The sequence below is a fragment of the Streptomyces sp. NPDC018029 genome (genome assembly GCF_044327655.1).
GTDB lineage: Bacteria > Actinomycetota > Actinomycetes > Streptomycetales > Streptomycetaceae > Streptomyces.
The window spans coordinates 57,291-78,103 of record NZ_JBIRFV010000005.1 but is presented as its reverse complement, the minus strand read 5'-3'; the positions used below and the strand labels follow the sequence as shown (position 1 = coordinate 78,103).

General features: G+C 70.8%; 26 protein-coding genes. 10 read left to right on the top strand and 16 right to left on the bottom strand.

Annotated features, from left to right (window positions below):
- Positions 1 to 59: 59 nt before the first annotated feature.
- Positions 60 to 728 (top strand): TetR/AcrR family transcriptional regulator, encoded by a 669-nt coding sequence (locus ACH4D5_RS16635; RefSeq protein WP_398302797.1) that lies wholly within the window; start codon positions 60 to 62, stop codon positions 726 to 728.
- Here the strand turns inward: ACH4D5_RS16635 and ACH4D5_RS16630 are convergent.
- The 4 genes from ACH4D5_RS16630 to ACH4D5_RS16615 form a co-directional block, all read right to left on the bottom strand.
- The gene (locus ACH4D5_RS16630; RefSeq protein WP_398302795.1) at positions 719 to 1,591 is read right to left on the bottom strand and encodes a hypothetical protein; all 873 of its coding nucleotides are present in this window, start codon (positions 1,589 to 1,591) and stop codon (positions 719 to 721) included. The two genes, ACH4D5_RS16635 and ACH4D5_RS16630, sit on opposite strands and share 10 nt — an antisense overlap.
- Positions 1,592 to 1,627: 36 nt before the next feature.
- Complete coding sequence (locus ACH4D5_RS16625) at positions 1,628 to 2,800, bottom strand: phosphotransferase family protein (protein WP_398302793.1); 1,173 nt, start codon at positions 2,798 to 2,800, stop codon at positions 1,628 to 1,630.
- A 91-nt stretch (positions 2,801 to 2,891) separates the two neighbouring features.
- Positions 2,892 to 3,596 carry an HAD family hydrolase gene (locus ACH4D5_RS16620; RefSeq protein WP_398303724.1) on the bottom strand — a complete coding sequence of 235 codons (705 nt, stop codon included), beginning with the start codon at positions 3,594 to 3,596 and terminating at the stop codon, positions 2,892 to 2,894.
- 63 nt (positions 3,597 to 3,659) lie between these two features.
- Entirely contained in the window at positions 3,660 to 4,568 is a 909-nt protein-coding gene (locus ACH4D5_RS16615; RefSeq protein WP_398303722.1) for a winged helix-turn-helix domain-containing protein, read from the bottom strand.
- 125 nt (positions 4,569 to 4,693) lie between these two features.
- Here ACH4D5_RS16615 and ACH4D5_RS16610 point away from each other — a divergent pair, with 125 nt between their 5' ends.
- On the top strand, positions 4,694 to 4,882 hold the full coding sequence (locus ACH4D5_RS16610; RefSeq protein ID WP_362993873.1) for a hypothetical protein: 189 nt from the start codon (positions 4,694 to 4,696) through the stop codon (positions 4,880 to 4,882).
- A 27-nt stretch (positions 4,883 to 4,909) separates the two neighbouring features.
- Here the strand turns inward: ACH4D5_RS16610 and ACH4D5_RS16605 are convergent, their stop codons facing one another.
- Complete coding sequence (locus tag ACH4D5_RS16605) at positions 4,910 to 5,821, bottom strand: FadR/GntR family transcriptional regulator (RefSeq protein ID WP_398302791.1); 912 nt, start codon at positions 5,819 to 5,821, stop codon at positions 4,910 to 4,912.
- Positions 5,822 to 6,004: 183 nt separating this feature from the next.
- On the opposite strand from ACH4D5_RS16605, the gene ACH4D5_RS16600 reads away from it, so the two are divergent.
- Positions 6,005 to 6,190, top strand: coding sequence for a hypothetical protein (locus tag ACH4D5_RS16600; RefSeq protein WP_398302789.1), 186 nt, complete (start codon positions 6,005 to 6,007; stop codon positions 6,188 to 6,190).
- A gap of 153 nt (positions 6,191 to 6,343) precedes the next feature.
- Here the strand turns inward: ACH4D5_RS16600 and ACH4D5_RS16595 are convergent, their stop codons facing one another.
- A complete protein-coding gene (locus ACH4D5_RS16595; protein WP_398302787.1) occupies positions 6,344 to 6,952 on the bottom strand; it encodes an ABC transporter substrate-binding protein in 609 nt (202 codons plus the stop codon).
- 161 nt (positions 6,953 to 7,113) lie between these two features.
- On the opposite strand from ACH4D5_RS16595, the gene dtd reads away from it, so the two are divergent.
- Positions 7,114 to 7,551 carry a D-aminoacyl-tRNA deacylase gene (gene dtd / locus ACH4D5_RS16590; RefSeq protein ID WP_398302785.1) on the top strand — a complete coding sequence of 146 codons (438 nt, stop codon included), beginning with the start codon at positions 7,114 to 7,116 and terminating at the stop codon, positions 7,549 to 7,551.
- 27 nt (positions 7,552 to 7,578) lie between these two features.
- Here dtd and ACH4D5_RS16585 read toward each other — a convergent pair whose 3' ends face one another.
- Genes ACH4D5_RS16585 through ACH4D5_RS16575 form a run of 3 tightly spaced genes read right to left on the bottom strand, consistent with a single transcriptional unit; the run spans position 7,579 to position 9,610 of the window.
- Positions 7,579 to 8,544, bottom strand: a complete 966-nt coding sequence (locus tag ACH4D5_RS16585; protein WP_398302783.1) for a YgfZ/GcvT domain-containing protein — start codon at positions 8,542 to 8,544, stop codon at positions 7,579 to 7,581.
- A 34-nt stretch (positions 8,545 to 8,578) separates the two neighbouring features.
- Positions 8,579 to 9,022: a Fur family transcriptional regulator gene (locus tag ACH4D5_RS16580; protein WP_398302781.1), complete on the bottom strand. Its 444-nt coding sequence runs from the start codon at positions 9,020 to 9,022 to the stop codon at positions 8,579 to 8,581.
- Positions 9,023 to 9,037: 15 nt separating this feature from the next.
- Positions 9,038 to 9,610, bottom strand: a complete 573-nt coding sequence (locus ACH4D5_RS16575; protein ID WP_398302779.1) for an FABP family protein — start codon at positions 9,608 to 9,610, stop codon at positions 9,038 to 9,040.
- Between the two features lie 255 nt (positions 9,611 to 9,865).
- Here ACH4D5_RS16575 and ACH4D5_RS16570 point away from each other — a divergent pair, with 255 nt between their 5' ends.
- Positions 9,866 to 10,129 (top strand): DUF3099 domain-containing protein, encoded by a 264-nt coding sequence (locus tag ACH4D5_RS16570; protein ID WP_398302778.1) that lies wholly within the window; start codon positions 9,866 to 9,868, stop codon positions 10,127 to 10,129.
- Positions 10,130 to 10,270: 141 nt separating this feature from the next.
- Here the strand turns inward: ACH4D5_RS16570 and ACH4D5_RS16565 are convergent, their stop codons facing one another.
- The 7 genes from ACH4D5_RS16565 to ACH4D5_RS16535 form a co-directional block, all read right to left on the bottom strand.
- Positions 10,271 to 10,558, bottom strand: coding sequence for a DUF1416 domain-containing protein (locus tag ACH4D5_RS16565; RefSeq protein WP_018527919.1), 288 nt, complete (start codon positions 10,556 to 10,558; stop codon positions 10,271 to 10,273).
- Positions 10,559 to 10,592: 34 nt separating this feature from the next.
- Positions 10,593 to 11,438 carry a sulfurtransferase gene (locus ACH4D5_RS16560; RefSeq protein ID WP_398302776.1) on the bottom strand — a complete coding sequence of 282 codons (846 nt, stop codon included), beginning with the start codon at positions 11,436 to 11,438 and terminating at the stop codon, positions 10,593 to 10,595.
- Between the two features lie 153 nt (positions 11,439 to 11,591).
- A complete protein-coding gene (locus ACH4D5_RS16555; RefSeq protein WP_351007875.1) occupies positions 11,592 to 11,672 on the bottom strand; it encodes a putative leader peptide in 81 nt (26 codons plus the stop codon).
- A gap of 172 nt (positions 11,673 to 11,844) precedes the next feature.
- Positions 11,845 to 12,597, bottom strand: coding sequence for a DUF2993 domain-containing protein (locus ACH4D5_RS16550; RefSeq protein WP_398302775.1), 753 nt, complete (start codon positions 12,595 to 12,597; stop codon positions 11,845 to 11,847).
- Between the two features lie 122 nt (positions 12,598 to 12,719).
- Positions 12,720 to 14,030: a hypothetical protein gene (locus ACH4D5_RS16545; protein WP_398302773.1), complete on the bottom strand. Its 1,311-nt coding sequence runs from the start codon at positions 14,028 to 14,030 to the stop codon at positions 12,720 to 12,722.
- 5 nt (positions 14,031 to 14,035) lie between these two features.
- Complete coding sequence (locus ACH4D5_RS16540) at positions 14,036 to 14,290, bottom strand: MoaD/ThiS family protein (RefSeq protein ID WP_398302771.1); 255 nt, start codon at positions 14,288 to 14,290, stop codon at positions 14,036 to 14,038.
- Between the two features lie 16 nt (positions 14,291 to 14,306).
- Complete coding sequence (locus tag ACH4D5_RS16535) at positions 14,307 to 15,173, bottom strand: alpha/beta hydrolase (protein ID WP_398302769.1); 867 nt, start codon at positions 15,171 to 15,173, stop codon at positions 14,307 to 14,309.
- 243 nt (positions 15,174 to 15,416) lie between these two features.
- On the opposite strand from ACH4D5_RS16535, the gene ACH4D5_RS16530 reads away from it, so the two are divergent.
- The 5 genes from ACH4D5_RS16530 to ACH4D5_RS16510 all read left to right on the top strand — a co-directional run bounded on the left by ACH4D5_RS16530 (position 15,417) and on the right by ACH4D5_RS16510 (position 20,712).
- Complete coding sequence (locus ACH4D5_RS16530; protein WP_398302767.1) at positions 15,417 to 16,220, top strand: response regulator transcription factor; 804 nt, start codon at positions 15,417 to 15,419, stop codon at positions 16,218 to 16,220.
- Positions 16,221 to 16,243: 23 nt separating this feature from the next.
- Positions 16,244 to 17,266: a LacI family DNA-binding transcriptional regulator gene (locus ACH4D5_RS16525; protein WP_398302765.1), complete on the top strand. Its 1,023-nt coding sequence runs from the start codon at positions 16,244 to 16,246 to the stop codon at positions 17,264 to 17,266.
- 132 nt (positions 17,267 to 17,398) lie between these two features.
- Positions 17,399 to 18,451, top strand: coding sequence for a S1C family serine protease (locus tag ACH4D5_RS16520; protein WP_398302763.1), 1,053 nt, complete (start codon positions 17,399 to 17,401; stop codon positions 18,449 to 18,451).
- A gap of 87 nt (positions 18,452 to 18,538) precedes the next feature.
- Positions 18,539 to 19,276, top strand: a complete 738-nt coding sequence (locus tag ACH4D5_RS16515) for a response regulator transcription factor (protein WP_398302761.1) — start codon at positions 18,539 to 18,541, stop codon at positions 19,274 to 19,276.
- Positions 19,273 to 20,712 (top strand): sensor histidine kinase, encoded by a 1,440-nt coding sequence (locus ACH4D5_RS16510; protein ID WP_398302759.1) that lies wholly within the window; start codon positions 19,273 to 19,275, stop codon positions 20,710 to 20,712. Before ACH4D5_RS16515 ends, ACH4D5_RS16510 begins: the two co-directional genes overlap by 4 nt.
- Positions 20,713 to 20,813 lie beyond the last annotated feature (101 nt).

Genomic DNA, 20,813 nt, shown 5'->3' with positions numbered 1-20,813 from the left:
TGAAAAACGTAACCGAGTCACATTTCTAACCGCATCTCACTCCGGCTAGACTCCTCCTCATGCCCAGCGACACTCCCAGCGACAGCACGCAGACCGACCGGCCCGGCCCCACGGGCCTGCGCGAGCGCAAGAAGCGACGCAGGTACGAGGCGATCTCCGAGACGGCGATCGCCCTCTTCCTTGAGCGGGGCTTCGAGAAGGTCTCCGTCGCGGAGGTCGCGGAGGCGGCGGAGGTCTCCAAGCCGACGCTGTTCCGCTACTTCGCCTCGAAGGAGGACCTGGTCCTGCACCGCTTCGCCGACCACGAGGACGAGGCGGCCCGCGTCGTCACCGCCCGCGGCGACGCCACGGCGCTCGACGCCCTGCACCGCCACTTCCTCGACGGCCTGGAGCGCCACGACCCGGTCACCGGCCTCTGCGACGCCCCCGCCGTCCTGGCCTTCCACCGCCTCCTCTACGGCACCCCCGCCCTGGTGGCCCGCCTCCACGGCTACCAGAACCGCTCCGAACAGGCCCTCGCCACCGCCCTCCGCACCGCCCACGGCGGCAGCCCCTTGGAGGCCCGCCTCGCCGCCGGCCAGATCATCACCGTCCAGCGGATCCTCGCCGAGGAGAACTGGCACCGCATCGCGGCGGGCGAGCCCGCGACCACCGTCCACCCGTCCGCGGTCACCGCCGCGCACGGCGCGTTCGAACAACTCCGCACGGGCGTCACGCGTTACGCGTGAGCGCCGGGCAGCGGTGAGGCGAGCCGCCACAGCGTGTCGAAGAGGTCCTGCCGCTGCGCGACCTTCTCGCGGCCCGCGGCTCCCGACCCGGCGCGCCAGTGGGTCAGGACGGCCTGATAGCCCTTGAGATCCAGGATCTGCCGCTCCGGGGGCACGGGCGCCGACTCCTGCACGACCTTGTCGTAGATGCCGTCGAACAGCTCGTCGCCGTTGATCAGGCAGAACTTCAGCAGTGGCGTGATGCACAGGACGCGGAACTGCACGTCCATCTCGGCCCGGCGCGACTCCCGCAGGCTGCGGGCGGCGACCCCGAACTCCCGCACGTTCCACCGGACCTTGTCCAGCTGATACGCCCGGTACGCCGGGTCGTCCACGGCCTTGCCCTCCGCGTCCAGTGTCCCGGGGATCGCCATCGGCACGGTGAAGTCCGGCACGAGTATGCGAACCCGCACCTCGCGACGCGCGCCCTCCTCCAGGGCTTCGAGGCTGCGGCTGACCGGGGACTGGACGGTCTCTCCTGTGTAGCCGATGGCGTCTATGCGGATCCGCCTGGCCCTTCTGTTCGCCAGCACCCGCTCGATGTGCTCGCGCAGGTCGGACGTCCGTATCTCCGACCCGGACTCGGGGAGCATCCTGCGGTTCAGCTCCCGCACCTCGGCGTAGAGCACGTAGCCCACCAGGCTGAGGATCGCGCCGCCCAGATAGGTCTTTCCCTCCAGCGCGTCCCCCACCGGCTGGACGAACTGGGCGACCAGGCCGAGGAGGAAGACGCCGAGCAGCAGCGCCTTGGTCACGACGCTCTCGGCGTCCGCCCACCGTTCCCCGAACCGCTCACGCCCCGCACGAAGACCCCTCGCGGCCACCACGTCCCCCTTGTGTCACGGGAATTGAACGGTGCTCTACAGGAGAAGCCCATGGTGCCCGGGCCCGGGCCGGTCAGGAAGAGCACGCCCGAGCGGCCCCGCGTACCAGTCGCGCAGCGCCTGTCCGGCCACGGCCTCGTCGGGCACGTCGGCCAGCTTCAGCGGTTCGGCCGCTCGCCGCAGAGCCCGGCAGACCCGTACGGCCGCGGCCGCGAAGTCGGCGTCGTCCGGCTCGGACGGCAGCTCGGTCAGGTCGAGGGCGGCCCGCATGATGTCGGGGAAGACGGACTGGGCGTACTCGAAGTCCAGGTAGACGGGCAGGTCGGTGGCCATGCCCGCCGTCATGTCGGTGTGGCCCGCACGCTCCATCGCGTCGGCCCACAGTTCCGTCATCCGGCTCTGCTCGTCCTTGTCGTACTCCATGCGTACGAGATGAGTCGCGAGGTCGTGCAGCGGGTCGCCGTACATGGCCAGTTCCCAGTCGATGACGGCGAGTTGCTTGCGGTCGACGACGACGTTGGCGCGGTGCACGTCGGTGTGCAGGAGGCAGAAGGGGCGCGAGGTCAGGCGTGGGCGGGCCGGGTCGTCGCGGAAGGCGGCCATGGCGTCGGGGCGGACGCCCACGGCCGCGAAGAGGCCGTCGAACCGCCGGCGGTTGGGGCCGTGCACCCGGTCCTCGGTGAAGCCGATCAGCCAGTGGAGGAACTCCTGGCTCTGCCCGGACTCCGGCCAGCCGGGCGGCCTCGGTGGCAGTTCCTCGTCCGGCACGGTCGCCGTCCGGGCGAAGAACTCGGCGAAGGAACGCATCATCGGCTCCCCGACGGGTCCCTCCGGCTGCACTTCGGAGAGCGCGCGCCCGGGCCGGTAGGAGTGCAGCGACCAGTCACCGAAGTCCCGCAGGCAGCTGGGCACTTCCTTGAGGTGCCGGCTCACCACCGCGAGGAGCTCCGGTTCGCTCGGCCAGATGCGCGGCACGACCTCCACGGTGTCGCGCGGCATCCGGCACTTGACCCGGGCCCGGAAGGGCATCGTGCGCAGCAGCAGGGCGAGGCGCCAGCCGAGCGGCACGACGTAGTTGATGTTGTGGTGACCGGCCACGACCTGGCGGTCCGGGTGTTCCCGGTGCGCGTCGGCGAGGCGTCGGATCCACGACTCGCGGCGACCGCTCTTCGGCGCCTCATGGGGAGTGCGAGGCGGAGGTGACGGCATGAGCGCAGAGGGTATCCCCTGCACGGAACCGTTCCTGCCACTTGCCACATAGTGGACACCGGCGTGGCGACCGTTCGCTCAGCCTGCCGCTTTACTGCGCCTTCGTGTCGCCCATGTCGAACACCACTCTGGAGAGCAGTTCGAGGGACTCGACCAGGTGTTCCGCGCCGGCCTCGCGCAGCAGCCCCGCCTTGCGTGCGTTGCGGGCGAAGCCGAGGAAGCGGACGCCCGCCCGCCGTGCCGCCACGCAGTCGGACGGCGCGTCGCCGATCATGAGGGTGGCGGCCGGGTCCGCCCCCATGGCGCGCAGGGCGCGGTTCACGCAGTGCGGGTCGGGCTTGAGCAGCCGGAGGTCGCGGGTGCGGCCGTAGATGTGCGGGAGGAAGCACCCCAGGAGCCCTCGCGAGTCGAGGTAACGCTCCACCGCGCGGGGCGAGTTGTTCGTCGTCACGGCCAGCCGGGCGCCGACCGCCGACCAGGTGCGGATCAGCCGGTCGGCGTGCGCGGTGGGCCAGGCGGACGCCACGGCGTTCAGCTCCTGCCGGGTCAGCCACTTCTCCAGCTCGTCGACCAGGTCGCTCTCTGGGTGCCGCCGGTCCACGGCGCGCAGTACGTCGTACGGATCGGCCAGCTGCCGCTCCTCGTCGGTGAGGAGGCCGTGCAGCCCTCTCTCCTCCAGCCACTGGACCAGGTCCTTCGCCACCTGCTCGGCCGAGTGGCCGGCGAAGAGGCGGCAGATGGGTCCGTCGAAGTCGAAGAGCACGAAGCGGACGGGGCCGGTCAGGATGCGGAGCATGCCGATCTCGTCATTGACCGTCTCGGACCAGGTCGCGTCGGGTTGCGTCGAGTCAGGAGTCACCTAAGAGAGTGTCAGGTCCGAGGTGATGGTTGCCCAGAGTGCGTCGAACCACTTCTGCGACTCTTCGACGAACATCGCGTCGCGCGAGGCCGCCACGGCCTTCTCGAAGGAGAAGACGGGCGCCTTGACGCCGCCCACGTCGTAGAGGTCCACCACCTCGCTCTCGTCGCCGTCGGCCGCGTCCAGCTCCAGTGACTGCTGGTGGGGCGAGTAGAAGGCGAACAGCGCCTCGGTCGCGTTCAACAAATAGATCTTGACCGGCGGGGTGAAGGGCAGCGCCCGGAACGTCACATGGACGTCGATGCCGTGCGAGGAGCGCAGGGAGAGGAGGTTGTGCCGCAGCACCTGGCCCTGGGCGTTGCGCTGGGCGAGCCAGCGCTGGTGCAGCCGCTGCCGGTGCTCCGCGTCGGTGTCGATGGGCACCGGGAAGGCCAGCTCGATGTCGCTGCTCGGCAGCAGGATGCGTACGTCGATCGACTCCGGCCGGATGCGGCCCTCGTGGATCAGGCGGAGCGGCTCGCCGATGGCGACCATCAGTGTCTCGGCGGTGTAGGAGACCACGTCTATCCGGACGTGGGGCCCTGCGAACGCCTCCGCCAACCGCGGCGCCAACGCCACCATCGACGGCTGTGGGTCCCTGCTCGCAGGGGCCGGCCCCGCGTCCGCCACCCTCGGTGGGCTTCCCTTGCTGACGTTGGAGAGCAGGCCCTCGCCCTGGAGGAGCTTCATCGCCTGGCGTACGGTGCCGCGTTCGACGCCGAACTCGCAGGCCAGTTCGGCCTGGGTCGGCAGGCGTTCTCCCGCTTTGAGTTCGCCCGCCCGGATGCGGTCGCGGAGGGTGTCGGCGATGTCCTGGGGCGTGAGTCTTCTGCTGCCGTTCACTGCAACGTTCTCCTGGGTCACGACCAGACGATACAACTGACCGCCATCTTTGGGGAGTTGATGGGAAGTTGTTTATGGGCTTACGCCAAGTGGGGACAACCTAGGCAGAGTTGGTTGCCAACTCGTCCAAGATGGCAGAAGGAGGAACCACCATGCCCGCCATAGCCCTCCTCGCAGCCGTGGTCGCCGTCACCGTCGAGCAGCTCGTGCAGTGGAAGTACGGCCCGATGGGCATCGTCGGCCTCCTCCTGCTCACCATCGGCGTCAAGGCGCGGAACCCCACGTGCAGCTCCATCGGCGCCGTCGTCCTCGCCCTCCTGGTGACGGGTCCGGCGAGCTGACCGGGTCGGCGGGCGGCGGCCCGCCCCCTAGGCCCTGCCCGCCGACAGCTGCAGGTCCTGACTGATCGTGTTCCACAGGGCGTTGAACCACAGGTGGGACTGCTCCACGAACGTGGTGTCCCGCAGCCCGTCCCCTTCCTTGAACGGAAAGAGCATCGACTGCGTGCCCTGCGCGTCGTACATCTCCAGGGACTCCTGGCCGATCTCCTCGTCCCGCTTGGTGAGCGTGTAGTAGGCGAAGAGCGCCTCCGAGCCGTTGATCAGGTACAGCTTCACCGGCGGTGTGAACGGCAGCGCGCGGAACTGCACCGACACGTCGATGCCGTGCGAGGAGCGCAGCGCCAGGAGGTTGTGGCGCAGCACCTGCCCCTGCGCGTTGCGCTGGTCGAGCCAGCGCCGGTGGACCTGGTCGCCCTCGTGGTCCCCGCCGTCGACCGGCGCGGGGAAGGCGAGGTCGATGTCGCGGCTCGGCAGCAGCACCCGGACGTCGACCTTGGCCGGTTTCAGCTGCCCCGCGTGGATCTGCCGCAGCGGCTCGCCGACGGCCATGGTGAGCGAGATGGACGTGTGACAGAGCGCGTCTATCTCCACGTGCGGCACGTCGAAGGCGGCCGCGATGCGCGGGGCAAGGCCGACCATCGTGGGCTGCGGCCGCGTCTCGCCCGGTCCGGCTGCGGCACGCTCGGAGGCCTCCGCGACCGTGGCGGGACTCCCCTTGGACACGTTGGACAGCAGATGCTCACGGTGCAGGATGCGCAGCGCCTCCCGCACCGCACCGCGCTCCACGCCGAACTCGTCGGCCAGCTCGGCCTGGGTCGGCATGCGCTGTCCCGGCCGCAGCGCCCCGGACCTGATCCGGTCGCGCAGCACGTCGGCGACCTCGCGGTGGGACCGCTGCGATCGCTTGCGCCCGTTGACGGAGGCAGGTTCGGTACTCACAACCAAACAGTACAACTTCGCGCCATCTTAGGGGAGTTGCAGGAAAGGTGGTTATGAGTCGAGTCCTAGCGGAGATAAGTCAGTTGAAGTTGGTAGCCAACTTCGGCGACATGGTCAGACCCTCCCGGGGTTGGCCACCAGCTCATCGGGGTTCGCCGCCCCGGTCCCGAAGGAGGGAACGTCATGCCCGTCATCGCCATCATCGTCGCCGCCCTCGCCCTCGGTTTCGAGCAGCTCATCCAGTGGAAGTACGGACCGCTCGGCATCGTCGCCTTCGTCCTGCTGACCATCGGCATCAAGGCGAAGAACGTGAAGCTCAGCGGCGTCGGGGCCGGACTTCTCGTCCTGCTCCTCGCCCAGTCGGGCTGACCCGCCCGGCGCCGCACAGACCCGGCGGGCCGGGCTCCCATCCGGAGGGGAGCCGGGAGTCCGGTCAGCCGTAAGGGGGCTGAGCCCCGGTCCACCGCTACGGACGGGCCGGGGCTCAGACGCGTCCGGGCCCCGGCGGAACACTCGCGATCGTCACGACAGCAAGTCGTCGACCTGCGCCTCTCCCACCCGGTACCGCCGCGCGATCTCCGCGCTGCACTCGTCCGTCGTCCGCTGCAGCCGCTGGCGGCGCCGGGACACCTGCTGTTCGTACCGCACGAGGCGGCCCATGGCCGTGTGCAGTTCGTCGTCGGTGCGCGCCGCCAGGTCGGAGAGCTCGACCTCGGCGAGCATCTCCGTGGCCAGCAGGCGGTACTCCTCGCCGTGCGGCGTGCCGAGCGTGACGTGCCGGGCCGATGAGCGGTGGCGGGCCGGGGCGTCCCTGAGGATCTCCGCGAGCCGGTCCATGACCGTCGCCTCCGGCTCGGGCGCCTGCGTGTGCGGCTCCCCGCGGCGCGCGATCTCCGCCCGCAGGATGTCGATGCGCCCCTGGAGGAGCCGCCGCACATAGCTGAGGTCGGCCTCGTCCTGCTGGGCCGCCCTGCGCAGTTCGCGGAGCTCCGGCAGGCGCAGCCCGCCGAGGTCGCCCCCGGTCCCGTCGGTCAGCAGCCGGCCGCCGGTGCGCTGCGCGGGTGGCCGCGGAACCTCCGTACGCCGCAGGGAGATGCGGCCGGGCGAGTGCCCGGTACCTGGTGTGCTCATCTGCCTCTACCCGTCCCCTCGACCGGTCGACGCGGTGCACCGCGTGTGAGCATCGTGCCACCCCGAGTGGCCGCTATGTGAGCGAGTGCCCGGAATCGGCCCCAGATGGGGGGATCGGGGGCATGTTCCGGGCGCCGCGCCCGGCACGGCATGATGGCCGCATGCGAGCAGTGGTGCAGCGGGTCGACGGCGCGAGCGTCGTCGTGGCGGGCGAGGACGGCCCGGAGACGGTGGGCGAGATCAGCGGCGAGGGCCTCTGCGTCCTGGTGGGCGTCACGCACGACGACACCAAGGAGAAGGCGGACCGGCTCGCCCGTAAGCTCTGGACGCTGCGCATGCTGTCCGACGAGAGGTCGTGCAGCGACACCGGCGCCCCGCTCCTGGTCATCAGCCAGTTCACGCTCTACGGAGACGCCCGTAAGGGCCGCCGCCCCACGTGGAACGCGGCGGCCCCCGGCGACGTGGCCGAGCCCCTGGTCGACGAGGTGGTGTCGCGGCTCCGCGCCCTGGGGGCGACGGTGGCGACGGGCCGCTTCGGCGCCCAGATGCGGGTGGGCCTGACGAACGACGGCCCGTTCACGGTGCTCCTGGAGATGTGAGCCCGGGGCTCGACCAGAAATGTGGGCCTAGGGCTCGACGACCACTTCCTGGGCCGCGGCGGTGTCGCCCGCCACCAGACCCGCGTCCAGCGGCACATTGCGCTTGATGAGGCCCAGCGCGATCGGTCCCAGTTCGTGGTGGCGTACGGCCGTGGTGATGAAGCCCAGCTTGCGTCCCTCGGCGCCCTCGCTGGCGAGGTGCAGCGGCGTGCCGGCGACCGGCAGGTGCACCTCGCTGCCGTCCAGGTGCAGGAAGACGAGGCGGCGCGGCGGCTTGCCCAGGTTCTGGACGCGGGCGACCGTCTCCTGGCCGCGGTAGCAGCCCTTCTGCAGGTGCACCGCGGAGCCGATCCAGCCGAGCTCGTGCGGGATGGTGCGGTGGTCCGTCTCGAAGCCGAGGCGCGGCCGGTGGGCCTCGACCCGCAGCGCCTCGTACGCGAGGAGGCCGGCGGCGGGGCCGTGGGCGGCGGCGAACGTCTCCAGGTCCGCGCGCGGCAGGAACAGGTCGCGGCCGTACGCGGTCTCGCGGGCGACGGCGCCCTCCGGGACCGGGGCGATGGAGCCGGCGGGCAGGTGGACGACGGCGAACTCGTCCGTGCGGTCGGCGACTTCGACGCGGTAGAAGAACTTCATGCTCTCCAGGTACGCGATGAGCGCGTCCTGCGTGCCCGGTTCGACGTGCGCCCAGACGGTCTCGCCGTCGTCGACGAGGGAGAGGTGGTGCTCGATGTGGCCGTTGGCGGAGAGGATCAGCGCTTCGGTGGCCTGGCCCGCGGGCAGCTCGCTGACGTGCTGGGTGATCAGCAGGTGCAGCCAGCTCAGCCGGTCGGAGCCGGTCACGGAGACCACCCCGCGGTGGGAGAGGTCGACGAAACCGGTGCCGTCGGCGAGGGCGCGCTGCTCACGGAACAGTTCGCCGTAGTGGGCGGCGACGCCTTCGTCCACGCCCTCGGCGGGGACGGCGCCGGGCAGGGACAACAGGGGGCTCTTCATGTTCACAAAGACTACGACCCGCTGGTGACGGTTTTTATTTCTGGGCGTCCCTGTTCCGCGCCGCGCACTTCTCGCACTGGCCGAAGATCGCGAAGTGCTTCAGGTCGGTGTCGAAGCCGAAGGTGTCCCGCAGCTTGGCGGTGAACTCCGCCGCGATCTCGGTGTCGGCCTCGATGACGTCCGTGCAGTCCCGGCAGACGAGGTGGATGTGGTGGTGCCGGTCCGCCAGGTGGTACGTCGGCGCGCCGTGCCCGAGGTGGGCGTGGCTGACCAGGCCCAGCTCCTCCAGGAGCTCCAGGGTGCGGTAGACCGTGGAAATGTTGACCCCCGACGCCGTCTTCCGCACTTCGCAGAGGATGTCGTCGGGGGTCGCGTGTTCAAGGGTGTCGACGGCTTCGAGGACAAGCTGACGCTGCGGCGTCAGCCGGTAGCCGCGCTGACGCAGGTCGCTCTTCCAGTCGGAGTCGGTACTGGTCACACCAGAAGTCTAGGTCTACTTGAAGAAAGCGATGCCGTCGTCCGGCAGATCACCGAGGTTGCGGGCCATCTCGGCGACCTCCTCGGGGGTGACGACCTTCTTCAGCTGGGCCGACATGTAGGGGCGCAGCGGCACCTCGGGGGTCTGCTTCTCGCCGACCCACATCAGGTCGCCCTTCACATAGCCGTAGAGGCGCTTGCCACCGGTGTAGGGACCCGAGGCCGCGGTGCGGGCGACGGCGTCGGTGGCCAGGTCGATCTGCGGCTTCTTGTCGGCCAGCTCGCCGTACCAGACCTCGACGACACCGTCGTCGCGGACCATGACGACCTCGACCTTGCGGTCCTTGTCGATGCGCCAGAACCCGGACTCGGTCTCCAGGGGCTTGACCTTGTTGCCCTCGGAGTCGAGCACCCAGGTGTACGACCGGTACTCGATGAAGTCCCGACCGTCGTGCGTGAAGGAGACCTCCTGGCCGAAATTCGCCTTCTCGGCGCCGGGGAAGTCGGTGACGCCCGCGCCGGCCCAGTTGCCGAGGAGGAAGGCGAGGGGGACGAGGTCGGGGTTCAGGTCGGACGGAATCTCGATCATGGGAAGCTCAGGCGATCTGTGGAGGTGGCGGTGAGGGGCGGGGAGGTCAGCGCTGGCCCTGGTACAGCTTCTTCACGGTCAGGCCCATGAAGGCGAGAACGCCGACGCAGACGAGAACCAGCAGGGCGGAGAAGAAGGCCTCAAGCACGGGGTGCTCCTCGGTGAGCGGTTGGGGCAGGTATCAGAGCCGGTCCCACTCTAGTCGGGCGGCGCCCGTCCCTCTCTGTGAGGGGGCGCGGGACGTACGCTGGGTGTATGTACGCGCGTAGGCGTCATGTGTACTTCGCCATGATGGGGACCTGCGTCGGGCTCTTCGTCCTGGCCTGGGGCGTGGTGCGGCTGTGGTCGGTGCCCGTCGCCGTCGGGATGTGTGTCGTGGCGATGGTGATTCCGCCGCTGGCCGCGATCACGGCGAATCGGAGAGGGCCGGACGACCGCTGGTGGGACGACCCGAGCGGCGATGCGAAGTCCGACGAGTGGTGGGACGAGCTGGACGGCAGACGCAGACACCAGCCGTAGCCACGCCGTGACCCCGTGGCCACGCCGTGTCCCCATAGCCAACCCCATAGCCATGACGTAGCCGAAGGGCCGCACCCCGTTCCAGTGGCGTCCAACCCCCTGGGGTGCGGCCCTTCAGCCGTCTGCGGTGCGGTGGTGCGCTCAGACCGCGATCGCGACCTCCGCGAGACCGCCCGTCCGGGCGACGACCGTACGGTCCGCCGTGCCGCCGGGGACCAGCGCCCGGACGGTCCACGTGCCCTCGGCGGCGTAGAAGCGGAACTGTCCGGTGGCCGAGGTGGGGACCTCGGCGGTGAACTCGCCGGTCGAGTCGAGCAGGCGCACGTAACCGGTGACGGGCTCGCCGTCGCGGGTCACCTGGCCCTGGATCGTCGTCTCACCGGGCTTGATCGTCGAAGCGTCGGGGCCGCCGGCCTTTGCTCCACACATGGGTACTCCTGAGGGGGAAGAGAGGTCGGGGGTCTTACTTGTTGGCGCCGAGCTCGATCGGCACGCCGACGAGCGAGCCGTACTCGGTCCAGGAGCCGTCGTAGTTCTTGACGTTGGTCTGGCCGAGCAGCTCGTGCAGGACGAACCAGGTCAGGGCCGAACGCTCACCGATGCGGCAGTAGGCGATCGTGTCCTTGGAGAGGTCGACCTGCTCGTTCTCGTAGAGGGCCTTGAGCTCGTCGTCGGACTTGAAGGTGCCGTCGTCGTTGGCGTTCTTCGACCAGGGGATGTTGCGGGCGCTCGGCACGTGGCCGGGCCGCTGCGACTGCTCCTGCGGGAGGTGGGCAGGGGCGAGCAGCTTGCCGCTGAACTCGTCGGGCGAGCGCACGTCGACGAGGTTCTGCGAGCCGATGGCCGCCACGACGTCGTCGCGGAAGGCGCGGATCGAGGTGTCCTGCGGCTTGGCCTTGTAGTCGGTGGCGGGCCGCTGCGGGACCTCGGAGCCGTCGACCAGGTCGCGGGAGTCGAGCTCCCACTTCTTGCGGCCGCCGTCGAGGAGCTTCACGTCCTGGTGGCCGTAGAGCTTGAAGTACCAGAAGGCGTAGGACGCGAACCAGTTGTTGTTGCCGCCGTAGAGGACGACGGTGGAGTCGTTCGCGATGCCCTTCGCCGAGAGGAGCTTCTCGAAGCCCTCCTGGTCGATGAAGTCACGGCGGACCGGGTCCTGGAGGTCCTTGGTCCAGTCGATGCGGATCGCGTTCTTGATGTGGTTCTTGTCGTACGCGGAGGTGTCCTCGTCGACCTCGACGATGACGACCTTCGGGTCGTCGATGTGGGCCTCGACCCAGTCGGCGTCTACCAGGACGTCGCTGCGGCTCATGCTTTTCTCCTCCGGGGCAGTTACGGCGGTGCGGCGGTGCTGCGAGGGGTGTGCGCGTACGACGACGGGCGCGCGGGGAGGCGCGGCGTACGGCACGGGGGCCCTGACGGAAAGCGTCGACGGGCCGGGGGAAACGGGAGTTCGGAAGTCCCGCTAGAAGGTGCGACAGAGCATGGCGGCGACGCGGCACAGGTCCACTGCCCGCCGCTTCGTGAGGTCCGCCTGTCGTTGCATGGGTCCGATCGTAGGGACGGAGGGGCGGCCGTGTCACCGGCGCTCCGCATACTGAGACACGATCGTCCACCATGTGGGAATGGTTGAAGCCCGCGGCCGCCCCGATGGGGCCGCGGGCTCCGTGTCGTCCCTCTCACATCCGCCGGGCGGACGCCTCCGTCTCGGACTGTGGTCAGCCCACCAGCCGGACCTGGGAGCCGGTCACGGACATGTCCACGCCGTCCGGTGCCGCCTCGACCTTCTGCAGCTCGATCCCGGCGGGCAGGTCGTCGATCTTCTGCTCGAAGTCGGTGACGTCGCGCACCATGCCCTCGGGGAGCGGGATGGAGACGCCGAGGACGTCGAGGTTCTTCGGGATCTCGTCGGCGTGCACCTTGATGGTGTCGCCCTCGACGCGGACCGAGCTGAGCACGTGGACGGGCTTCGGCAGCTTCGCGCCGCCCTTGCTGACCTCGACCTCGACCTTGATCTTGCCGTTGCCGCCGTCGGAGAGGCCGATCACCTTGCCGGTGGCGCCGAGCGGCAGCTCGACGGGCTCGGACTTGCTGGCCTTCAGGAGCTCGTCGTACGAGACGTGGGCGGTGCCCGTGGCGCTCGCGGCGGTCGCCGAGCTGTAGTCGCCGGAGAACTTCACGCCCTTCATGTGGGCGGTGAGGTCGGCGATCCGGATGGCGTCGGAGCCGGACCTCGCGTCGTAGTTCTTGATGCCGACCTCGACGTCGTCGAGCTCTCCGCCGACGACCTGGGTCAGGAAGGGGAAGCCCTTGATGGAGACGTCGGGCGTCTCGCTCAGGCCCTCGCTGGTGCGCATCTTCTCCGCCGCCTCGTTCTCGGCGAAGTTCACGGCGAGCCGGTCCGCGGCCACGAAGAGACCCCCGAGGACCACGACGACTATCAGAAGTATGCGTACGGCTCGCTTGCTCATGTCCGGTGTTCCCCCACTTGTCCCCCGCGTCGACTGTCGTTGCCGCGAGCCTAAAGGACAGGTCCCCGGCCGCAGAGATCGGCCGGGGACCTGTCGAACAGCTGTGACGATCGGTGTGCCGGTCAGCCGATGGCACGGCCGAGGACGTAGACGGCCGGGGCGGCGGCCGCGAGCGGCAGCGCGACGCCCGCCGTCAGGTGCACGAAGCGGGACGGGTAGTCGTAGCTCGCGACCCGGTGCCCGATCAGCGCGCACACCCCGGCGCCGACGGCGAGCAGCGCGCCCTTGCTGCCGTAGTCGGTGGTCCCGCCGACGGCGATCCCGGCGCCGGCGGCCGCGAGCAGGGCGACGACCACGGAGGCGGGGGTGGGCAGCGGCAGCGCGCGGGCGAGGACCGCGACGGCGACGGCGATGCAGCCCACGGTCACGGCGTCGGAGGCGGCCGCGAGGTGCCCGGCCGCGACGATCGCGAGCGCGGCGGAGACGACGGTGGCCATCAGGCCGTACATCCGCTCGTCGGCACCGGCGTGGCTGCGCAGCTGGAGCACCAGCACGAGCAGCACCCCCACGCCGAGGGTGCCGAGGATGGCGGCGGGCCCGTGCTCCTTGCCGACGCCGAGCAGCACGGCGTCCGCGACGACGCCGCCGAGGAAGGCGAGCGCGATGCCCTGCCGGGCGGGCCACATGCCGTTGAGCCGGAACCACCCGGCGGCGGTCACGGCCTGCAGCAGGACCAGCGGCACGAGCAGCGCGTACTGCCCGACGGCGGCGCCCGCGGCGAGCAGCAGCCCGAGCACGGCGGTCAGCGCGGCGGGCTGCATCCCCGGCTCGATGATCGGCGAACGGCCCTCGGCCCTGGCGCGCTGGGCATCGGTGACGCGGGGGTTGCCCGTGGTGGTGGCGGGGCCGTAGGAGGCGCCGTGGCCGGGGGCCGCGGCGGGCTCCTGGGCGGGCTCCTCGGCACGGGCCGCGCCCTGTGCGGGCAGGTACGCCGTCTCCGTCACGTCCACGGCGGCCACGGGCGGCTGCACCTGGGTCTCCCAGGTCTGGCCCTCCCACTGCTGGGTGTGCTGCTCGTGGCCGTACTGCTGCTGCGGGTCGGCGTAGTACTGCTGGGGCGGCTGCGGCTGCTGCCCGTACTGCTGCTGGGGGTCCGGGTAGTACTGCTGCTGAGGGTCGGCGTAGTACTGCTGAGGCTGCTGGGGCTGGCCGTACTGCTGCTGTTGCTGCGGCTCCGCGTAGTACTGCTGCTCCGGATACGGCTGGTGCTGCTGCTGGTGCTGCTGCTGCTGCTGTTCCGGATACGGCTGCTGCTGGTGCGGGTGCTGCTGCTGCTGCTGCCCGGGGTACTGCTGCTGCGGATACGGCTCGTATCCCTCGTACCCCTCGTATCCCTGGTGCCCCGTGTACCTCTCGTCGGGCTGATCGGACATGGCGCTCATCCTCCTGCGAACGGCGGGAGCACCTCGACCGTGCCGCCCTCGGCCAGCCGTACGGTCTCATGCCCGCGGGTCCCGACGGGGTCTCCGTCGACGAGGAAGGAGCAGCGCTGCAGGACCCGGACGAGTTCGCCGGGATGCCGCTCGCGGGCCGCGTCCAGCGCCTCGGCGAGCGTCGCCGCCGCGTACGGCTCCTCGGCGACGCCCGCGGCCGCCTTGGCAGCGGCCCAGTAACGAATGGTGCCGTTCACCATGCGGCTCCCCTTCCTTTCAGTCGGCGGTCGCCGATGTCTCCTCGGCGGTTGCCGACGTCCATGATGCCGTGGCCCAGGAGGCGATCCGTGCGACGAGCCCGTCCGTCGCCGCGTGCTCGGCGTGCCCCATGCCTTCTTCCAGCCACAGCTCGGCCCCGCCGGCGGCGGCCGCGGCGAGCATCCGCGGGTGGTCGAGCGGGAAGTACGGGTCCCGGTCGCCGTGGACGACGAGCAGGGGTGTCGGGGCGATGAGGGGGACGGACTCGACCGGCGAAAGGGGGACGGGGTCCCACTCGTGCGGGTGGATTCGGGTCCGCAGTCCGAAGCGGCCGACCACCCGGCCCGCGGGCCGGGTGACGACCCAGTGCAGCCGCCGCATCGGCGCCGTACCCCGGTAGAACCAACGTGCCGGGGCACTCACGGCGACCACCGCGTCGGTCCGCGCCTCCGTGCGCCCCCTGTGCGACGCGGCGTGCCGCAGCACGACCGAGCCGCCCATCGAGAAGCCGACGGTCACCACGTGCGCGTAGCCCAGGGACCGTGCCCACTCGACCGCGGCCGCCAGGTCGAGCACCTCGCGGTCGCCGACCGTGGAGTGCCCGCCGGAGCGCCCGTGCCCCCGGAAGGAGAAGGTGATCACGCCCGCACGCTGGGCCAGGACGCCCGCGATGCGGCGCACGTGCGGCCGCGAGAGGTCGCCCGTGAAGCCGTGCGCGACGACGATCGCGAGCTCTCCCGCGGGGTCGGGCCCGGGGTCGTGGGCGGCCTCGATGGCCACTGCGTCCTGTGTACGCAGCGTGGCGTACCGCTGAACGCGACGCTGATCGCGCGTGACCGGAGGCACAGAAGATCGCGCGGTTTGACCTGCCGGACCGGAACTCATGTGGGCTATTCTGCTGGGCAGAGGATCCGGGCAGCGCAGCCCCCGGGTCCTTTTGTGCTTTCGGAGCCCCGGGCGCGGGCTTCTCGGGGGTACACGCAACAAACAAAGTACGAAGCAGTGCCGTAAACGCCCCCAAGCTCAAAGGAGCAGGGGGGACCCCCTCCGCAGGGACCGAGGAGGAACCGACGTTATGGGCGAGCGAAACGTGCACGACAGTCAGACGACCCGGGCAGGTGGTCGGCGATGAGTTCTCTGCTGCTCCTGACCAATGCCCTCCAGCCGTCGACGGAGGTGCTCCCCGCTCTCGGCCTGCTCCTTCACAACGTGCGCGTCGCCCCCGCGGAGGGGCCCGCTCTCGTCGACACCCCCGGCGCCGACGTCATCCTCGTCGACGGGCGACGCGACCTCCCGCAGGTGCGCAGCCTCTGCCAGCTCCTGCGCTCCACGGGGCCCGGCTGTCCGCTGGTCCTCGTCGTGACGGAGGGCGGCCTCGCGGCCGTCACCGCGGACTGGGGCATCGACGACGTACTCCTCGACACGGCGGGCCCCGCCGAGGTCGAGGCCCGGCTGCGGCTCGCCATGGGCCGCCAGCAGATCACCTCCGACGACTCCCCCATGGAGATCCGCAACGGCGATCTCTCCGTGGACGAGGCGACGTACAGCGCGAAGCTGAAGGGCCGGGTCCTGGACCTGACCTTCAAGGAGTTCGAGCTGCTCAAGTACCTGGCCCAGCACCCGGGGCGGGTCTTCACGCGCGCCCAGCTGCTCCAGGAAGTGTGGGGCTACGACTACTTCGGCGGCACGCGGACGGTCGACGTGCACGTGCGGCGCCTTCGGGCGAAGCTCGGCGTCGAGCACGAGTCGCTGATCGGCACGGTCCGCAATGTCGGCTACCGCTTCGTCACCCCGGAGAAGGTCGAACGCGCGGCCGACGGCGAGAAGGCGAAGGCCGCCGCCCCGCGGGCCGGGGAGGACGGCGGGGGGACCGCCCGGGCCGCCGCGGCGCCCGCTCCGAAGGAAGCTGCCGTACGCCCTGCCCAGCGGTAGTTCCATCCGCGTAGACTCCGCGCGTGGCCAAGGTGACTCGGGATGACGTGGCAAGACTTGCGGGTACTTCGACCGCGGTCGTCAGTTACGTCATCAACAACGGACCCCGGCCGGTCGCCCCGGCCACGCGCGAGCGGGTACTCGCCGCGATCAAGGAGCTGGGGTACCGGCCCGACAGGGTTGCCCAGGCCATGGCCTCGCGGCGCACCGACCTCATAGGCATGATCGTGCCGGACGCGCGGCAGCCCTTCTTCGCGGAGATGACGCACGCCGTCGAACAGGCCGCGTCCGAGCGCGGAAAGATGGTCCTCGTCGGCAACTCCGACTACGTGGAGGAGCGCGAGACCCACTATCTCCGCGCCTTCCTCGGCATGCGGGTCTCCGGCCTCATCCTCGTCAGCCACGGCCTGACCGACCAGGCGGCCGCCGAGATAGACGCGTGGGACGCCCGCGTGGTGCTCCTGCACGAGCGGCCCGAGGCCATCGACGACGTCGCGGTCGTCACGGACGACATCGGCGGCGCGCAGCTCGCCACCCGGCACCTGCTCGAGCACGGCCACGAGTTCGTCGCCTGCCTCGGCGGCATGGCCGAGACCCCGACCGTCGGCGACCCCGTCTCCGACCACGTCGAGGGCTGGCGGCGCGCGATGCGGGAGGCCGGGCGCTCGGTGGAGGGCCGGCTCTTCGAAGCGCCGTACAACCGCTACGACGCCTATCAGGTCGGCCTGCGGCTGCTCGCCGGGCCCGACAGGCCCACCGCGATCTTCTGCTCCACGGACGACCAGGCCATCGGTATCCTGCGGGCGGCGCGGGAGCTGCGCATCGACGTGCCGGGCGAGCTGGCCGTCGCCGGCTTCGACGACGTCAAGGAGGCGGGTCTCACGGATCCGCCGCTGACGACGGTGGCATCGGACCGGCCCGCGATGGCGCGCGCCGCGGTGGACCTCGTCCTGGACGACGGCCTGCGGGTCGCGGGGTCGCGGCGGGAGCGGCTGAAGCTGTTCCCCTCGCGGCTGGTCGTGCGGCAGTCCTGCGGCTGCAAGTAGCGCCGCCTCGCCGATAGCGCCCGGACACCCGGACACCCGGGCACCCGGCTTTATATCGGGCATACGCACTTCTGCCGGGCTTCTCAGGACGTACTCAGGCAGCTCTCATCTACGGCCGCCAATCTCAGTGTCATGACCGAGACCTTCCGCCCCAGCGGCGAGTACCCCCAGCAGCAGTCGTCAGCGCCTGTGCACCACGGCGGTACGCCGGGAGCGTACGCACACGGCGCGTATCCGCCCCCGCCCGCTCACGCGCCGGAGGCACCTCAGGCACCGGACCCCCTGCACGCGCCGGCCCCCGCCCGGCGCCGCCGCGCGAGGGGCCCCGCGGCCCTGCTCGCGGCCGTCGCGATCGCGGCGGCGGCGGTGGGCGGCGGCACCGCGTACGGCGTGCAGACGCTCACCGACAGGAACAGCGGCTCCACCGCCACCAGCACGGACGTGGTGCCGACGAGCAAGAAGGGCACCGTCGCCGGAGTCGCCGAGGCGGTCAGCCCCAGCATCGTCGAGATCAGCGCAACGACCGGGCAGGGCAAGTCGACGGGATCCGGTGTGATCACCACGAGCGACGGCGAGATCATCACCAACAACCACGTCATCGCGGGCGCCTCGTCGATCAAGGTACGGACGAACGACGGCAAGACGTACGACGCCGAGGTCGTCGGCACCGACAGCAAGAAGGACCTGGCGCTCATCCAGCTGAAGGACGCCTCCGGGCTCAAGCCCGCGACCCTCGGCAACTCCGAGAACGTGAAGGTCGGCGACGAGGTCGTCGCCATCGGCTCCCCCGAGGGCCTGACCGGCACCGTCACCAGCGGCATCATCTCCGCGCTCGACCGCGACGTCACCGTCTCCACGGGCGACGGGCAGGAGCAGCCGCAGGACCCGCAGGGCGGCTGGCCGTTCGAGTTCGACGGGCGGGAGTTCAACGGCGACACCGGGTCGTCGAAGACCACGTACAAGGCGCTCCAGACCGACGCCTCGCTCAACCCCGGCAACTCCGGCGGCGCCCTCATCGACATGAACGGCAACATCATCGGCATCAACTCGGCGATGTACTCGCCCAGTTCGTCCGGCCAGGGCACGGGTGAGTCCGCGTCCGGCAGCGTCGGCCTCGGCTTCGCCATCCCGATCGACACGGTCAAGGACGACCTCGGCAAGCTGCGGTCCGGCTCGAAGACGTGACGGCAGCCGGACCACACGCCCGCGTGCGAGGCTGATACCGGCAGTACCGGCCCCGTTCCGCCCCTGACCCGAGGAAGTCCGAAGCCCATGAGCCCCGCCGAAGGCGACCGCACCGGTGACCGCGAGCAGCTGCGCATCCTGATCGTGGACGACGAACCCGCCGTGCGGGAGGCGCTGCGGCGCAGTCTCGCCTTCGAGGGGTACGGCACGGAGGTCGCCGTCGACGGGGCCGACGCGCTGGAGAAGGCCGCGGCGTACCGCCCCGACCTCGTCGTGCTCGACATCCAGATGCCCCGCATGGACGGCCTCACCGCGGCGCGCAGGCTCCGCGCCACCGGCTCGACCACGCCGATCCTGATGCTGACCGCGCGCGACACCGTCGGCGACCGCGTCACGGGACTCGACGCGGGCGCCGACGACTACCTGGTCAAGCCGTTCGAGCTGGACGAGCTCTTCGCCCGCATCCGCGCGCTGCTGCGCCGCAGTTCGTACGCGGCGGGGGCCGGGCAGGCCGCCGAGGGCGACACGCTCGCCTTCGCCGACCTGCGGATGGACCTCGCGACGCGCGAGGTCACGCGGGGCGGGCGGACGGTCGAGCTGACCCGCACGGAGTTCACCCTCCTGGAGATGTTCCTCGCGCACCCGCGGCAGGTCCTCACCCGCGAGCAGATCCTCAAGGCGGTCTGGGGCTTCGACTTCGAGCCGACGTCCAACTCCCTCGACGTGTACGTCATGTACTTGCGCCGCAAGACGGAGGCGGCCGGCGAGCCGCGCCTCGTGCACACGGTGCGGGGTGTCGGGTACGTGCTGCGGGGCGGCGAGTGAACAGGGTGCAGCGGCGCTTCCGGGGCCTGCCTCTGCGCTCGCGCTTGGCGTTGCTGGTGACGGTGGCGGTGGCTCTGGCGGTGGCCGCGGCAGCTGTCACGTGCTGGTTCGTGGTGCGCAACGCCCTCATGGACTCGCTGGACGACGCACTGAGCAGCAATCGCCCCAAGCCGGGGGACGTGGTCCAGCGGATCGACATCGACCCGGTGGCCGGCGGGGCGCGGTGCCTGCGGGAGATCCCGGGCCGCGACAACCCGGATCTGTACAACCAGACGATCCAGGTCGTGGCCGAGAACGGCACGAACTGCATCATCCTCGGCCGCCAGTCGATCAAGGTCAGCGACGCGGACACCGAGGTCGCCGCCCGCGAGAGGTCGGCGACGTACCACAACACCACCGCGGCGAACGGCGAGAAGTACCGGGTCTACACCTACCCGCTGGACGACCCGCAGCTCTCGCTCGCCGTCTCGGTGGCCCGCCCGCTCAGCGAGGTGGACGACACCCTCGACAACCTCGCCCTGATCCTGCTCGTCGTCGCCGGCGTCGGCGTCCTCGGCGCCGGAGCCGCCGGGCTCTGGGTGGCGCGCACCGGGCTGCGCCCGGTCGACCGGCTCACCGAGGCCGTCGAGCACGTCGCCCGCACCGAGGACCTGAACCTCCGCATCCCGGTCGGCGGCGACGACGAGATCGCCCGCCTCTCGGAGTCCTTCAACTCCATGACCGCCTCACTGGCGTCCTCCCGCGACCTCCAGCAGCAGCTGATCGCCGACGCGGGCCACGAGCTGCGCACGCCGCTGACCTCCCTGCGGACCAACATCGAACTGCTCGCCCGCAGCGAGGAGACGGGCCGCGCGATCCCGCCCGACGACCGCAAGGCGCTCCTCGCCTCGGTCACCGCGCAGATGACCGAACTGGCCGTCCTCATCGGCGACCTCCAGGAGCTGTCCCGCCCCGACACCGGGGCCGGCGGCGCCAAGGTCCAGGTCGTGGCCCTGCACGACGTCACCAGGACAGCCATCGAACGGGCCAGGCTGCGCGGCCCCGAGCTGACGATCACCGCGGAGCTCGCGCCCTGGTACGTGCGGGTGGAGCCGCTCGCCCTGGAGCGGGCCATCGTCAACATCCTGGACAACGCGGTGAAGTTCAGCCCGCGCGGCGGCACGGTGGAGGTCACCCTCGACCGTGGCCGGCTGACGGTGCGGGACCACGGCCCGGGCATCCCCGAGGACGAACTCCCGCACGTCTTCGACCGGTTCTGGCGCTCCCCGTCCGCGCGCTCCCTGCCGGGTTCGGGCCTCGGCCTGTCGATCGTGGCCCGTACGGTGCGGCAGTCGGGCGGCGAGGTGACGCTGACGGCGGCCGAGGGGGGCGGCACGGTGGCGACGGTGCAGCTGCCGGGAGCGGCGGCTCCGCCGCCGGAAACTCCCACCACCTGAACGAGACGGAACGTCTTGCCGGACGCGCCGGAGTGCGCTACATTCTCCGAAGCGGACGAGACGATACGTCTCGTCACAGCAAACGGCGACCGTGTGTCGCC

What these genes read in the sequence shown, in the direction of transcription:
- ACH4D5_RS16555 (WP_351007875.1), bottom strand. Translation starts at nt 11,672, where the DNA reads ATGCAACGACAGGCGGACCTCACGAAGCGGCGGGCAGTGGACCTGTGC.
- ACH4D5_RS16635 (WP_398302797.1), top strand. Translation starts at nt 60, where the DNA reads ATGCCCAGCGACACTCCCAGCGACAGCACGCAGACCGACCGGCCCGGC.
- ACH4D5_RS16575 (WP_398302779.1), bottom strand. Translation starts at nt 9,610, where the DNA reads ATGATCGAGATTCCGTCCGACCTGAACCCCGACCTCGTCCCCCTCGCC.
- ACH4D5_RS16570 (WP_398302778.1), top strand. Translation starts at nt 9,866, where the DNA reads ATGTACGCGCGTAGGCGTCATGTGTACTTCGCCATGATGGGGACCTGC.
- ACH4D5_RS16595 (WP_398302787.1), bottom strand. Translation starts at nt 6,952, where the DNA reads ATGAGCACACCAGGTACCGGGCACTCGCCCGGCCGCATCTCCCTGCGG.
- ACH4D5_RS16610 (WP_362993873.1), top strand. Translation starts at nt 4,694, where the DNA reads ATGCCCGCCATAGCCCTCCTCGCAGCCGTGGTCGCCGTCACCGTCGAG.
- ACH4D5_RS16535 (WP_398302769.1), bottom strand. Translation starts at nt 15,173, where the DNA reads ATGAGTTCCGGTCCGGCAGGTCAAACCGCGCGATCTTCTGTGCCTCCG.
- ACH4D5_RS16515 (WP_398302761.1), top strand. Translation starts at nt 18,539, where the DNA reads ATGAGCCCCGCCGAAGGCGACCGCACCGGTGACCGCGAGCAGCTGCGC.
- ACH4D5_RS16550 (WP_398302775.1), bottom strand. Translation starts at nt 12,597, where the DNA reads ATGAGCAAGCGAGCCGTACGCATACTTCTGATAGTCGTCGTGGTCCTC.
- ACH4D5_RS16540 (WP_398302771.1), bottom strand. Translation starts at nt 14,290, where the DNA reads ATGGTGAACGGCACCATTCGTTACTGGGCCGCTGCCAAGGCGGCCGCG.
- ACH4D5_RS16545 (WP_398302773.1), bottom strand. Translation starts at nt 14,030, where the DNA reads ATGTCCGATCAGCCCGACGAGAGGTACACGGGGCACCAGGGATACGAG.
- ACH4D5_RS16530 (WP_398302767.1), top strand. Translation starts at nt 15,417, where the DNA reads ATGAGTTCTCTGCTGCTCCTGACCAATGCCCTCCAGCCGTCGACGGAG.
- ACH4D5_RS16520 (WP_398302763.1), top strand. Translation starts at nt 17,399, where the DNA reads ATGACCGAGACCTTCCGCCCCAGCGGCGAGTACCCCCAGCAGCAGTCG.
- ACH4D5_RS16560 (WP_398302776.1), bottom strand. Translation starts at nt 11,438, where the DNA reads ATGAGCCGCAGCGACGTCCTGGTAGACGCCGACTGGGTCGAGGCCCAC.
- dtd (WP_398302785.1), top strand. Translation starts at nt 7,114, where the DNA reads ATGCGAGCAGTGGTGCAGCGGGTCGACGGCGCGAGCGTCGTCGTGGCG.
- ACH4D5_RS16600 (WP_398302789.1), top strand. Translation starts at nt 6,005, where the DNA reads ATGCCCGTCATCGCCATCATCGTCGCCGCCCTCGCCCTCGGTTTCGAG.
- ACH4D5_RS16585 (WP_398302783.1), bottom strand. Translation starts at nt 8,544, where the DNA reads ATGAAGAGCCCCCTGTTGTCCCTGCCCGGCGCCGTCCCCGCCGAGGGC.
- ACH4D5_RS16620 (WP_398303724.1), bottom strand. Translation starts at nt 3,596, where the DNA reads ATGCTCCGCATCCTGACCGGCCCCGTCCGCTTCGTGCTCTTCGACTTC.
- ACH4D5_RS16565 (WP_018527919.1), bottom strand. Translation starts at nt 10,558, where the DNA reads ATGTGTGGAGCAAAGGCCGGCGGCCCCGACGCTTCGACGATCAAGCCC.
- ACH4D5_RS16625 (WP_398302793.1), bottom strand. Translation starts at nt 2,800, where the DNA reads ATGCCGTCACCTCCGCCTCGCACTCCCCATGAGGCGCCGAAGAGCGGT.